The 13,076-nt window shown below is 64.5% G+C and carries 14 protein-coding genes; 3 read left to right on the top strand and 11 right to left on the bottom strand.

Features of this window, described 5'->3' with window-relative positions:
• Positions 1–50: 50 nt before the first annotated feature.
• The 9 genes from rnt to AC1KVE_RS13910 form a co-directional block, all read right to left on the bottom strand.
• Complete coding sequence (gene rnt / locus AC1KVE_RS13950) at positions 51–692, bottom strand: ribonuclease T (RefSeq protein WP_102584351.1); 642 nt, start codon at positions 690–692, stop codon at positions 51–53.
• A 137-nt stretch (positions 693–829) separates the two neighbouring features.
• Positions 830–1,228, bottom strand: coding sequence for an RcnB family protein (locus tag AC1KVE_RS13945; protein ID WP_104554850.1), 399 nt, complete (start codon positions 1,226–1,228; stop codon positions 830–832).
• Positions 1,229–1,350: 122 nt separating this feature from the next.
• Positions 1,351–2,061: a phosphate signaling complex protein PhoU gene (gene phoU, locus AC1KVE_RS13940; protein ID WP_005994733.1), complete on the bottom strand. Its 711-nt coding sequence runs from the start codon at positions 2,059–2,061 to the stop codon at positions 1,351–1,353.
• 128 nt (positions 2,062–2,189) lie between these two features.
• Entirely contained in the window at positions 2,190–3,020 is an 831-nt protein-coding gene (gene pstB, locus AC1KVE_RS13935; RefSeq protein ID WP_016902480.1) for a phosphate ABC transporter ATP-binding protein PstB, read from the bottom strand.
• A 22-nt stretch (positions 3,021–3,042) separates the two neighbouring features.
• Entirely contained in the window at positions 3,043–3,906 is an 864-nt protein-coding gene (gene pstA / locus AC1KVE_RS13930) for a phosphate ABC transporter permease PstA (protein WP_039511726.1), read from the bottom strand.
• Positions 3,906–4,880: a phosphate ABC transporter permease subunit PstC gene (pstC, locus tag AC1KVE_RS13925; protein WP_006450306.1), complete on the bottom strand. Its 975-nt coding sequence runs from the start codon at positions 4,878–4,880 to the stop codon at positions 3,906–3,908. The genes pstA and pstC overlap by 1 nt, the downstream gene beginning before the upstream one ends.
• 112 nt (positions 4,881–4,992) lie before the next feature.
• Entirely contained in the window at positions 4,993–6,084 is a 1,092-nt protein-coding gene (gene pstS / locus AC1KVE_RS13920; protein WP_481092221.1) for a phosphate ABC transporter substrate-binding protein PstS, read from the bottom strand.
• Positions 6,085–6,271: 187 nt separating this feature from the next.
• A complete protein-coding gene (gene pstS / locus AC1KVE_RS13915) occupies positions 6,272–7,291 on the bottom strand; it encodes a phosphate ABC transporter substrate-binding protein PstS (protein WP_039520551.1) in 1,020 nt (339 codons plus the stop codon).
• A gap of 197 nt (positions 7,292–7,488) precedes the next feature.
• Positions 7,489–8,739 carry an OprO/OprP family phosphate-selective porin gene (locus tag AC1KVE_RS13910; protein WP_024940436.1) on the bottom strand — a complete coding sequence of 417 codons (1,251 nt, stop codon included), beginning with the start codon at positions 8,737–8,739 and terminating at the stop codon, positions 7,489–7,491.
• A gap of 336 nt (positions 8,740–9,075) precedes the next feature.
• Between AC1KVE_RS13910 and AC1KVE_RS13905 the strand changes: the two genes are divergently transcribed.
• The 3 genes from AC1KVE_RS13905 to AC1KVE_RS13895 all read left to right on the top strand — a co-directional run bounded on the left by AC1KVE_RS13905 (position 9,076) and on the right by AC1KVE_RS13895 (position 11,770).
• Positions 9,076–9,396 carry a hypothetical protein gene (locus AC1KVE_RS13905; RefSeq protein ID WP_016902475.1) on the top strand — a complete coding sequence of 107 codons (321 nt, stop codon included), beginning with the start codon at positions 9,076–9,078 and terminating at the stop codon, positions 9,394–9,396.
• A 113-nt stretch (positions 9,397–9,509) separates the two neighbouring features.
• Positions 9,510–10,190 (top strand): carbonic anhydrase, encoded by a 681-nt coding sequence (locus AC1KVE_RS13900; RefSeq protein WP_016902474.1) that lies wholly within the window; start codon positions 9,510–9,512, stop codon positions 10,188–10,190.
• 11 nt (positions 10,191–10,201) lie between these two features.
• Positions 10,202–11,770, top strand: coding sequence for a SulP family inorganic anion transporter (locus AC1KVE_RS13895; RefSeq protein ID WP_046342271.1), 1,569 nt, complete (start codon positions 10,202–10,204; stop codon positions 11,768–11,770).
• A gap of 217 nt (positions 11,771–11,987) precedes the next feature.
• Here AC1KVE_RS13895 and nth read toward each other — a convergent pair whose 3' ends face one another.
• Positions 11,988–12,698, bottom strand: coding sequence for an endonuclease III (gene nth, locus AC1KVE_RS13890; RefSeq protein WP_184455554.1), 711 nt, complete (start codon positions 12,696–12,698; stop codon positions 11,988–11,990).
• Entirely contained in the window at positions 12,695–13,075 is a 381-nt protein-coding gene (locus AC1KVE_RS13885; RefSeq protein ID WP_054592284.1) for a hypothetical protein, read from the bottom strand. The genes nth and AC1KVE_RS13885 overlap by 4 nt, the downstream gene beginning before the upstream one ends.
• Position 13,076: the final 1 nt, after the last annotated feature.

The following is a 13,076-nucleotide window of genomic DNA, read 5'->3' as shown; positions in this document are numbered from 1 at the left end:
GGACGCGTCAGGCAGCGTGCCTTTGCGAATCCCCAATGCCCAATCCCCGCTCAAACAGGCCCCGGCCAGGCATTGGCGATCGTGCAGAACAGTCGCGCGGTCTGCTCGGTGTCGTAGACCGCGCTATGCGCATCGGCGGCATTCCATTCCAGCCCTGCGGCTTGTGCCGCGCGCGCCAGCACGGTCTGCCCGTACGCCACGCCGGCCAGGGTCACGGTGTCGAACACGCTGAACGGATGGAACGGGTTGCGTTTGTGGCCCACGCGCGCAACCGCGGCGTTGAGGAAGTTCAGGTCGAAATGTGCGTTATGGCCGACCAGGATCGCGCGCTGGCAGCCGTATTTCTTCACTGCCGCACGCACCGGCGCGAACACATGGTCCAACGCGTCCTTTTCCTGCTTGGCGAAGCGGAACGGGTGGTCGAGCACGATGCCGGTGATCTCCAGCGACTTCGGGTCGATCTCCAGTCCTGGCGCGGGCACCAGATGGGCACTGGCGGTGTCGCCGGGGAAGAACCGCCCGTCGGCATCCATTTCGATCGGCACGCAGGCAATTTCCAGCAGGGCGTGCTTGTTCCAGTCGAATCCTCCCGTTTCCACATCCACCACCACGGGCAGATAGCCGCGGAAGCGCCGCGACATGGGCAGGAAGGAGGGGGCAGGCTGCAGGTCGACCGGTTCGTTCATCGGCATAGCCTAGCAGGTCGCACGGCCGGCCCGATCGTGGCAGCTGGCGGCCTGCCCGCGTGTACTGAGCCGCGATTCGGCAAACAAAAGCCCGACCCGTGTTGCCACGGATCGGGCCCGGAAGCTGTGCTACACCGCTGGCGTCAGCGGGCGGCGACCACGCTTGCGATCAGCCCGGTGGCCACCGCAATCAGCACGTAGTTGTTGTCCACGCGGCGCCACTCGTGCCCGCGCTGCGGCGTGTTCAAGTGATGCTTGCGGTAGTCGGTTACACGTATGCCGCGATGGTCCGGTGCCAGGCGCTCGCCACGCCGATACGGGGGGCCGCGACGATCGTTGCGGTGGTCGTCGTTGTGCGCGCTGGGGCGGTGGTCACGCTTGTCATCGTGTCTGTCGTCGCGATGATCGTCGCGGCGGTCCGGGCCATGCGCGTCGTGGTGCTGCGCGCTGCGGTCGCGGTCGTCATGCTGCTGCGGCGCGGCGAACGCTGCGCCGGACGTGAGCAGCGATACAACCATGAGGGATCCGATGATGCGTTTCATCTGCCTACTCCTGCGTCACAGGAACAGCCTGTGCGAGTTCACCGTAGGCATTTGGAGCTGAATACGTAATGAAATAAGGCGTTGCGGCCTGTGCCGGCAGATGCCGCCGGCACTTGTTGCGATCAGATGACGCCGGTGGTGCTGGTGTCGTCGCGCTTCAGGCGCGGCGGCAGCGGCTGTTCGCCGTGGACCAGGAACCACACGTTCTCGGCGATGTTGGTGGCGTGGTCGCCGATGCGCTCCAGGTTCTTGGCCATGAACAGCAGGTGCGTGCAGGGAGTGATGTTGCGCGGGTCTTCCATCATGTAGGTCAGCAGTTCGCGGAACAGCGCGGTGTATTGCGCATCCAGGCGTGCATCTTCATCGCGTACGCGGATGGCCGCATCGGCATCCTTGTTGCGGTATGCCTGCACCGCTTCGCGCACGGCATCGGCGGCCATCTGGCCGAGCGCACGCAGGCCCACCGTCTGCGGCAGCGGCGGTGCGGAATTGAGCGCGATCGAGCGCTTGGCGACATTGGCCGCGTAATCGCCGATGCGTTCGATATCGGCCGGAATGCGCAGGCCGGCCAGGATCTCGCGCAGGTCACGTGCCATCGGCCCACGCAACGCCAGCCGCATCACGTCGTGGCTGATCGCATGCTCCAGCGCATCGATCGCCTCGTCGTTGACCACGATGCGATGCGCGGCGTTGTCGTCGCGACGCTCCACCACATCCAGTGCGGCTTCCAGCTGCGCCACCGCCGTGTCGCCCATGCGCACGATCTCGGCGACAAGACGGTGCTGCTCCTCGTCGTAGCTTTTGACGATATGGTCGTTGAGGTGCTGGTTCATCGTGATCTCGATTCGTGGCGGTGGTGGATGTCCGCCGTACCCCTGGCGACATCGCAGATGATGCAAATGTCGTGCCGGGCAGTGCGGCGGAGCTGCGTCAATGCGGCGTTGCGATGGCCCGCCTTACATCAACCGAAACGGCCGGTGATGTAGTCCTCGGTCTGCTGCTTGGACGGCTGGGAGAAAATCGTTTCGGTGCGGTCATGCTCGATCAGGTCGCCCAGGTACATGAAGGCGGTGTAGTCGGAGACGCGCGCCGCCTGCTGCATGTTGTGGGTCACGATCACGATGGTGTATTCGCGTTTGAGCTCTTCCACCAGTTGCTCGATACGGCTGGTGGAAATCGGATCCAGCGCCGAGGTCGGTTCGTCCAGCAGCAGCACGTCCGGGCGCAGCGCCACCGCGCGTGCGATGCACAGCCGCTGCTGCTGGCCGCCGGACAGGCCCAGCGCGCTTTGCCCCAGCTTGTCCTTGACCTCGTCCCACAGCGCGCCCTGGCGCAGCGCCTGCTCGACCCGGTTCTGCATGTCGGCCTTGGACAGTTTTTCGTGGTGGCGGATGCCGTAGGCGACGTTTTCGAAGATCGTCATCGGAAACGGCACCGGCTTCTGGAACACCATGCCGACCTTGCTGCGCAGCCGGTTCATCGGGTATTTCGGCGACAGGATGTTTTCGTTGTCCAGCAGCACTTCGCCGCGCGCTTCCATCTTCGGATACAGCGCATAGATGCGGTTGAAGATGCGCAGCAGGGTGGACTTGCCACAACCCGACGGCCCGATCAGCGCGGTGACGCGCTTTTCCGGAATCTCGATGTTGATGCCCTTGAGCGCGTGGTACTTGTCGTAATAGAAGTCCAGATTGCGTGCGGCCACTTTCACCGGCGCCTGCGCGGCCGGTGCTCCCTTGGCGGCAGGAACGGCGATGCGATGCATCGGCATGGCGTTTTGGAGATCGTTCATGTCGGGTGTCCGGAGGGAGAGGTCAGTCATTGGAAATCTTGTTGCGCAGTAGCAGGGCGCGCGCGCCCAGGCTCACCAGCAGCACGAACACGGTCAGCACCAGCGCGCCGGACCATGCCAGGGTCTGCCAGGTCTCGTAGGGGCTGCCGGCGAACTGATTCATGATCACCGGCACGCTGGCCATCGGCTGGAACACGTTGCTGTTCCAGTACTGATTGCCGAAGGCGGTGAACAGCAACGGCGCGGTCTCGCCGCTGATGCGGGCCAGGGCCAGCAGGATGCCGGTGAGGATGCCGGCCGAGGCGGCGCGATACAGCACCTGCACGGTGACCTTCCATTGCGGGATGCCCAGCGACAACGCCGCTTCGCGCATCTGCGCCGGCACCAGGCGCAGCATTTCGTCGGTGGTGCGCACCACCACCGGCAGCACGATGAAGGCCAGCGACAGCGCGCCGGCAAACGCGGAGAAGCGCCCGCCGGTCTGCATCACGTACAGCGTGTAGACGAACAACCCCAGCACGATCGACGGTGCCGACAACAAGATGTCGTTGACGAAGCGCACCACCAACCCGGCCTTGCGTGCATTGCCGTATTCGGCCAGCCAGGTGCCGGCGGCAATGCCCAGTGGCGTGCCGATCGCCAGCGCCAGGCCGCACATCACCGCACTGCCGAAGAAGGCATTGAGCAGACCGCCTTCCTGCATCGGCGGCGGTGTCATCTTGGTAAACAGGTTGACGTCGATGCCCGGCACGCCCTTGGACAGCAAGGTCCACAGGATCCAGGCCAGGAAGAACAGGCCGAACACCGCGGTGACGCAGGACAGCAACAGTGCGATCGCGTTGGTCACGCGGCGGCGGTTGTACAGCGATTGCGAGACCGATGACATCAGTTGCCCTCCCGACGCGACAGCTGCATCAGCATGAAGCGCGCAATCGCCAGCACGATGAAGGTCACGATGAACAAGACAAAGCCCAGCAGCAGCAATGCCGAGCGATAGGTTTCGGTTGCCTCGCCGAAGTCATTGGCGATCAGCGCGGCGATGGTGGTGCCGGGCTCCAGCAGCGACGGCGACAGCCGCACCGTGTTGCCGACCACGAACGCCACTGCCATGGTTTCGCCCAGCGCACGGCCCAGGCCCAGGAACACGCCGCCGATCACCGCAGAGCGGGTATAGGGCAGCACGATGTCCCAGCTGACTTCCCATTTGGTCGACCCCAGCGCATACGCCGATTCCTTCAGGCGCGTCGGCACGGTCAGGAACACCTCGCGCATCACCGAGGAGATAAACGGAATCACCATGATCGCCAGCACGAAGCCTGCGGTCAGCAACCCGATTCCCAACGGCGGGCCCTGGAACAACGGGCCGATCAACGGCAGCGTGCCCAGGTGATCGTTGAGCCAGGGCGTCACGTGCTCGGTCATTACCGGCACCAGCACGAACAGGCCCCACATGCCATAGATGATCGACGGGATGCCGGCCAGCAGTTCGATGGCGGTGCCGACCGGGCCGCGCAACCAGCGCGGCGCCACCTCGGTGAGGAAGAACGCGATACCGAAACTCACCGGCACCGCAATCACCATCGCAATCAAGGCGGTGACCAGGGTGCCGTAGATCGGCGCCAGCGCGCCGTATTTGTTTTCCACCGGATTCCAGTCGGCGGAATAGAAAAAGCTCAGGCCCTGCATCTGCAAGGCATGGCGCCCGCCCCACAGCATCGACAGCGCGGCGCTGCCGAGCGCCAACAGGACGAAGACGACCGTGGCGGCCAGCGCAAGCTTGAACAGGCGATCGGCACGTGCATCGCGCAGGTCGCGGCCGCGCGGGGCGGTCATCGCTTCGGGAATGGCGGTGGCATTCATTCGATTGGACTCGTCACCCGCGCACTGGCGGGAGCGTGAGACAGCAGGAACGGCGAGGCGCCCGCAGGCACCTCACCGCAGCGCAACCCGCCATGACAGCGGGTGCAGGGCATCACTTGAACTCGCTGGCCCAGTAGGCCTGGATCTGCTTGACCAGTTCCGGCGGCAGCGGCACGTAATGCAGTTCGCTGGCCTGGGCCTGGCCGTTGTCCAGCGCCCACTTGAAGAAGTCCAGCGTCGCCTTGCTGCGCGCCGCATCCTTGGGCTGCTTGTGCATCAGCATGAAGTTGGTCGCGGTGATCGGCCAGGCCTTCTCGCCCGGTGCGTTGGTGATCACCAGGTTGAAATCCTTGGCGTTGGCCCAGTCGGCGCTGGCGGCAGCGGCGGCAAAGCTTTCTGCATTCGGCTCCACCCACTGGCCGGCCGCATTCTGCAGCGAGGCGTAGGGCATCTTGTTCTGCAGTGCGTAGGCCAGTTCGACATAACCGATCGAACCCTTGATCTGCTGCACGTACGAGGCCACGCCTTCATTGCCCTTGCCGCCGACGCCACCCGGCCACTGCACCGAGGTGCCTTCGCCGACCTTGCTCTTCCACTCCGGGCTGACCTTGGACAGGTAGTTGGAGAAGTTGAAGGTGGTGCCCGAACCGTCGGAGCGATGCACCAGGTTGATCTTGGTCGCCGGCAGCGTCACGCCCGGATTGGCCGCGACGATCGCCGCGTCGTTCCACATCGTGACCTTGCCCAGGAAGATGTCGCCCAGCAGCGCGCCGGTCAGGCGCAGCTTGCCCGGCGCGATGCCTTCCAGGTTCACCACCGGCACCACGCCGCCGATCGCCGACGGGAACTGGCCCAGGCCGGCCTGCTGCAGTTCGGCGCTGTCCAGCGGCTTGTCGGTCGAACCGAAGTCCACCGTGCCGGCCTTGATCTGCGCGATACCGCCGCCGGAGCCGATCGACTGGTAGTTCACCTTGTTGCCGGTGGCGGCGTTGTAGTCGGCCGACCACTTGGAGACCAGCGGATAGATGAAGGACGCACCGGCGCCGGAGATCTCGGCGCTCTTGCTGTCGCCAGCGGTGGCACCTGCGGCGGTGGCACCCTTGGCGGTGTCGCCGGACTGCGCATCCTTGCCGGGCGAGCAGGCGGCCAGGGCGAGGGCGATGGTGAGGGACATGGCGGTCAGGCTGGCCGACTGCAGTTTCATGGAAGCTCCGAGGCTGGGTTGGCCGGGGGACCCGGCAGACCACGCTATGAAATGATGTTTTTGTTACACGTGCATGACAGTGCCTTTTGGAGAAGGCATCACAAAAAAGACGCGACCCCGTGGGGGCCGCGTCCCGGTGCCGACGCCGGGGAGAGAGACGGCGTCGTTCCTGTCGCTGTGGCTGGCGTTACTTGGGCAGGTTCTTGGCCCAGTAGCCTTCGATCTGGGTCACCAGGCTGTCCGGCAGCGGCACGTAGTCCAACTGCTTTGCCTGCGCATCGCCCTTGCTGTAGACCCAGCGGAAGAACTCCAGCGTGTTCTTGAGGCCGGCCGCGTTCTTGGGCTTCTTCTGCACCAGGATGAAGTTGGTGGCGGTGATCGGCCAGGCGTTGTCGCCGGAGGCGTTGGTCATCACCAGGTAGAAGTCCTTGCTGTTGCCCCAGTCGGCGCTGTTGGCGGCGGCGGCAAAGGTCTCGTCAGAAGGCTGCACGAACTTGCCGGCGGCGTTCTTCATCGCGGTGTAGGCCATCTTGTTCTGCAGCGCATACGACAGCTCGACGTAGCCGATGCCGCCCTTGATCTGCTTCACGTACGCAGCCACGCCCTCGTTGCCCTTGCCGCCGATGCCGGTCGGCCACTGCACCGCGGTGCCTTCGCCGACCTTGCCCTTCCAGTCCGGGTTGACCTTGGACAGGTAGTTGGTGAAGTTGAAGCTGGTGCCCGAACCGTCGGAGCGATGCACCACGGTGATCTTGCCGTCGGGCAGCTTGACGCCCGGGTTGAGCGCGGCGATCGCCGGGTCGTTCCAGGTGCTGACCTTGCCCAGGAAGATGTCGCCCAGGGTCTTGCCGTCCAGCTTCAGCGCGCCTGCCGCCACGCCGGGCACGTTGACCACCGGCACCACACCGCCGATCACCGACGGAAATTGTGCCAGGCCGGCCGCGGCCAGTTCTTCCGGCTTGAGCGGCGCATCGGACGAGCCGAAATCCACGCTGGCTGCCTTGATCTGGGCGATGCCGCCGCCCGAACCGATCGATTGGTAGTTGACCTGCTTCTTGGTGGCCGCGTTGTAGTCGGCCGACCACTTGGACATCACCGGGTAGATGAACGACGCACCGGCGCCGGTGACATCGGCGGCCTGGGCGCACAAGGCCAGCGAGGCGGTGAGCACGCCGACGGCCAGACGGGTCTTCAAAGAGTGGATCACGGAACAGCTCCTGTAGCGAAGGGATGAGGACGTCCCGCGGTCGTGCCATTGCAGGGCAGGGGCATGACTGCGCGGTGTCCGGGAGATGACATGCAGATGACGGCGTTGCGGCGGGGCGCGTTGCCGGGTCGGATCAGGATGGTTGCCGCCGTGGCGCGCTCACGGGAGCGCAGCACGGCGGCCGATCCAGCGCGCACTTACCAATAGAACTGCGCGCGTGCCTCGATGATCGACGGGTTGTCGTCGACCAGGCCACGCGTGGCGCTGTTGTAACGGGTGCTTTCCACCTTCGCGTAGTCGAGTGCGAACTTGAAGTTGGAGCGCCAGTACCAGTTGGCACCGATCGTCCACACGTCCATCTTGCCGCCCAGCACGCCGTCCACGAACGGGGTGGTGCCGTTGGAGACCAGGTGGCCGTCGTTGAGGTCCAGGGTGTCGTAGCGTACCGCCAGCTGCCACATCCCCGAGGCCGGTGCGTTCGGCAGCGGGGTGGTCGGCACGCCGGCCTTGTAGCCCCAGGTCTCGCCGGTGATGTTCCAGACGCCGCTGACGTACCAGCCGTCACTCTTGTAATCGTTGGCGTTGTTGCCGATGCGCTTGGCGTTTTCCTGGAAGAACTCGCTCTGCAGCTTGAACGGGCCGGTGATCCACATTGCCTCGGCGCCGGCCACACCCACGCGGTCCACGTTGGTGATGGCGCCGCTGTCGATCAGGCGCACCGTGGTCAGGTCGGCGTCCGGGCGTGCGCGCAGGCGCAGGGTGTCGTCGTCGGTGTCGTAACCCAGGTAGCTCAGGCCGAAGTGCAGCACGTTGCCGCTCTCGTTGATCGGCGCCCAGGTGCCGCGCGCGCCGTAGCCGCTGCCGTGTGCCTGGTTGCGAGTCAGTTCGCGGCCGAACGCACTGGCGGTGATGCTCCAGTCGTTGTCGCCCATGCCGTAGGCCACGCCCAGCCGGCGCGAGATGCCGTAGGTGTTGGTCACTGCGGCCTTGGAGACGAAGTCGTTGTTCTTGGTGCTGGACAGCTCTTCCAGGCTGTTGGGCTGCTTGAACTGGCCGACCTGCAGGTAGTTGTTGGCGTTGCCGGCGAACTTGTACTTGATGTTGTTGTCGAGGAAACGCCCGGTGCTGCGGATGGTGGTGCCGCGGATGGTGACTTCCTTCAGCACGCTGGGGTCGTAACCGGCCACCCATTCGAAATTGCCCGGGCCCTTGCCCTTGAGCACCAGCTCGGCACGGCGGATGCTGAATTCGGAATTGTCGCCATTGGCACCGATCGGGCCATTGAGGTCCTGCACGTCGTTGTGGAACCAGTTGCCGTCGGCCTGGACCAGGCCTTCGAGCGACATCTCCGAGCCGCCGATCACGTCGATGGCGATTTCGGCGTGCGCGGCGGGTGCGGCCAGCGCCAGCAGCAGGGCGGAGCCAAGCAGGGTGGGAGAAAGTTTCATATGTGCCTTGCGACCTGAGAAAGTGAGCGCAGGCTATGGCGTGAAAGTTGCGTTAATGTGACAACTTCAGATCGCGTTGCAATCTGATTTTTGTCAACAAAGACAAAGATTTACGCGTGTTTGTTTTTTGTCAGTGTGTGTCATGAGTCTGAACAGGCCGCGTCGTATGACAGATGTGACAGTGGCGCAGTTCACCGTTTCAGCGAGCTCAAGCTTATTGCGACCTGAACCAACTAAGTGGAACTGCGGCGTATCAAGCGCTTTGTGCGTCGCACCACTTGCACAGGCGCGTTCTAAATTGTTAGTTTCGAGGCCATGTTTCCTCGATTCCTCCAGTTGCTGTTGGTCTGCCTGCTCGCGCTCACTGCGTGGTCGGCGGCCGATGCGCACAGCCGCATCCACGATGCGCTTGTGGGCGACGGCGTGGCGGTAATGGCGGACGCTGGCGAAGAACGTGATGCAGCCGATGATCTGCAGGGCGACGGGGACGCACAGACCCAGGTCGATACCCATTCTGCAGACGATATCCCCTTGCTCTCCCAGGCATGGCCGGTGGTCGCACGTTATTTCCCCTCTTGGTACGCGCATTACGCGCCGGCAACTCAAAAACGCGACCTGATCCCGCAACTGCGTCCTCCCAACGCAGTGCGCGCCTGATCCTCCGTTAGTCGCGTCAACCGGTGCAGCGCACCGGATTCATTTGACTTGTTCGTCTTTGCACTTCGCGGTTCGCGCCGCGGAGAGCCATCCGTTGCCTAGAGGTATCTCCCATGGAAAGTTTGCTAGAAGGTTTTCGTCATTTCCGTAAGGAAGTGTATCCGCGCCAGAGTGCGCGCTTTCAGGAACTGGCCGGTGGCCAGAGTCCGCATACGTTGTTCATCACCTGCGCCGATTCGCGTGTCATGCCGGAGCTGATCTTCTCCGCACAGCCGGGCGAACTGTTCGTCTATCGCAATATCGGTAATGTGGTGCCGCCTTACTCCCAGCACGTCAGCGGCGTGGTTGCGGCGATCGAATACGCCATCGCCGTACTGGGCGTGCGGCACATCGTGATCTGCGGTCATACCGACTGTGGCGCAATGAAGGCGGTGCTCAAGCCGGAATCGCTGGAAGACGTGCCGTCCGTGGCGGCCTGGCTCAAGCACACCGATGCAGCGCGTCACGTCACTGCCCATCACGGACACGATCCGCACAGCCAGGAAGCGCTGAGCTGCATGACCGAAGAGAACGTGGTCTCGCAGCTGGACCATCTGCGTACGCAGCCGGTGGTCGCCGCGCGTCTGGCGGCCGGCACCTTGCGCATCCATGGCTGGATCTATGACATCGCCCATGGCGAGATCCGCGCCTTCGATGCCGAGAAGGGTGGCTTCCGTCCGTTGTTGGCGGACAACACCCCCGAAGCCACCCCACGTCCGCGACTGCAGCAAGTCGTGCGCGCTGAACTCGCCTGACGGAGCACATCATGAACACATCAGGTATCGGCGGATATTTCCGCCAGGGACTGTTCGGACGTGATTTGTTGTCGTCTGTCGTGGTCTTCCTCGTCGCGCTCCCGTTGTGTATGGGCATTGCGATCGCTTCCGGCATGCCGCCGGCCGCAGGTCTGATCACCGGCATCATCGGTGGGCTGGTCGTCGGCTTCCTGGCGGGCTCTCCTCTGCAGGTGAGCGGACCGGCCGCCGGCCTGGCTGTGTTGGTGTTCGAGCTGGTTCGCGAGCATGGCGTTGCCGCCCTCGGTCCGGTGATTCTGCTGGCCGGTGCGATTCAGTTGATTGCCGGCCTGTGCCGCGCAGGCGTGTGGTTCCGGATGACGTCGCCGGCCGTGGTGGCCGGCATGTTGTCGGGTATCGGCATCCTGATCGTGGCCTCGCAGGCACACGTGCTGATGGACGCCGCTCCCAAGGCGCGCGGCCTGGAGAACTTCGCTGCATTGCCGGCCGTAGTGTGGCAGGCGATCACCGAGGGGACCGGCCGTACCGCGTTGTTCGTGGGTCTGGCCACCATCGGCATCATCCTGGCATGGGACAAGCTGCGCCCGCAGCGTCTGCGCTTTTTGCCGGGTGCGTTGATCGCGGTGGTGGTGGTCACGGCGACGGTGCAGTTGCAGGGCCTGAACGTCAACAAGGTCGACGTGCCGACCAATCTGTTCTCGGCGATCAGCATCCCCAGCGTCGCGGACATCTTCGGCGTGTTCAATGCGACCTTGCTGGTGTCGGCGGTGACCTTTGCCTTCATCGCCAGCGCAGAGACCTTGCTGTCGGCGGCGGCGGTGGATCGCATGCATCAGGGCGCGCGTACGCAGTACGACCGTGAGCTGGCGGCGCAGGGCGTGGGCAATATGCTGTGCGGCTTCCTGGGCGCATTGCCGATGACCGGCGTGATCGTGCGTAGCGCGGCCAATGTGCAGGCCGGTGCGGCCACGCGCATGTCCACGGTGCTGCATGGCGGCTGGTTGCTGGTGTTCGCAATGCTGCTGCCGTGGCTGTTGCGGATGACGCCGGTGGCGTGTCTGGCCGGCATCCTGGTCTACACGGGCGTGAAGATGATCAAGATCGGGCAGGTCAAGGAGCTGGCGACCTATGGCCGTGGCACCGCGGCGATCTACCTGGCGACCACCTTCGCGATCGTGGCGACCGACCTGCTGACCGGCGTGCTGATCGGCTTCGGCCTGTCGTTGTTCCGTCTGGCCCTGCATTCTTCGCGCCTGAAGGTGGACGTGCGTGAGCACGAGCACAAGAAGGACGAGATGCATCTGACCCTGCAGGGCTCGGCGACGTTCCTGAAGGTGCCGGCGATGGCGCGTACGCTGGAAAGCGTGCCGCCGAACACCGCATTGCACCTGGACGTGGCCAAGCTGCATCACGTCGACCACGCCTGCATCGAGTTGCTGCGCGACTGGAGCCGGAATGCGGCCTCGCGCGGCTGCGAGCTGGTGGTGGACTGGAACGAGCTGGATCGACGCGTGGAAGGTCAGCCGACGGTGGAAAGCGCGCTGGTCGAACAGCGCGTGGAGCAAGCCAAGGCGGCGTAGACCTGCTGCAGACGCCCGGCGCTCGCGCCGGGTGACATCTATCGTGACCGGGTGATGCATGGCGCCGCAAGACGCATCATCCCGGTCGCGATTTTTTTTTGGGCGGGGATTGGGGATTGGGGAGTCGGGATTTGGGATTCGTAAAAGCGCACGCTGGCCTTGCCGGCGTGATTGCTTGGCCGTCGGTTTGCGGATTGGTTGGTTGTTGAGACGCGCGTTAGCCTTTTGCTGTTATCGGCCTTTCGGCGGGTGCGGGGGTCTTGTCGCGGTAGCGGCATAGGTCGTGGATCACGCAACCTGGGCAATCGGGTTTGCGTGCCTTGCAGACGTAGCGGCCATGCAGGATGAGCCAGTGGTGTGCGTCGTGCAGGAATTCGGCCGGAATGACCTTGATCAGCTTGTCCTCGACCACGCGCACGTCCTTGCCCGGTGCAAGACCGGTGCGGTTGGCGACGCGGAAGATATGCGTATCCACCGCCATGGTGGGCTCGCCGAACGCGGTGTTGAGCACGACGTTGGCGGTCTTGCGGCCGACGCCGGGTAAGGCCTCCAGTGCAGCGCGATCGTGCGGCACCTCGCCGCCGTATTGCTCCAGCAGGATCCTGCAGGTGGCAATGGCGTTCTTGGCCTTGGCGTTGAACAGGCCAATCGTGGCGATGTAGCGCTTCAGGCCTTCTTCGCCCAGATCGAGAATGTCGCGCGGGGTATTGGCCACCGGGTACAGCTTGCGGGTGGCCTTGTTGACGCCGACATCGGTGGCTTGTGCCGACAGCAGCACCGCGATCAGCAACTCGAACGGCGTGGTGTATTCCAGCTCGGTGGTCGGGTGCGGATTGAGCTCGCGCAGGCGCGCGAACATCTCCTGTATTTCGGGCTTGCGCATGTTGCTGCCGCGCCGTGCCGGCGCGGTGACGTGGATCGCGTTCATGGCTGTGCTCCACCAGCGGCCTTGGCCTTGGCGCGCGCCAGGATGGCCGCAGCCAGCGGCGGTAATGCGGCGGCCGCCGGTTGGCTGGGCGCCGCTGCCGGCGTTCGGCGTGCATCGCGTTCGGCAGCGCGACGTTGCAGGCGCGCGGCGCGTGCACGGTAGCGGTCGCGTGCTGCCCAGGCATCGCGTAGCCGTTGTTGTGCGGCCAGCAGCACCGCGCTCAGTTGCGGGCAGGCCGGATCCAGCAGGTCGTCGCGTGGATCGGGCCGGTACTCCATCAGGCCCAGTGCCAAGGCACGATCGAGATCGTCGGCGTGGACGCAGTCGAACAGCTGCTGGGCCAGTGGACGTGGTGCCGATGTGGGGTCGAACGTCATG

The sequence above is a fragment of the Xanthomonas sp. NCPPB 2864 genome, assembly GCF_056675615.1.
Note: the sequence above shows the minus strand (reverse complement) of the source record. Positions and strands in the feature narration are given on the sequence as shown.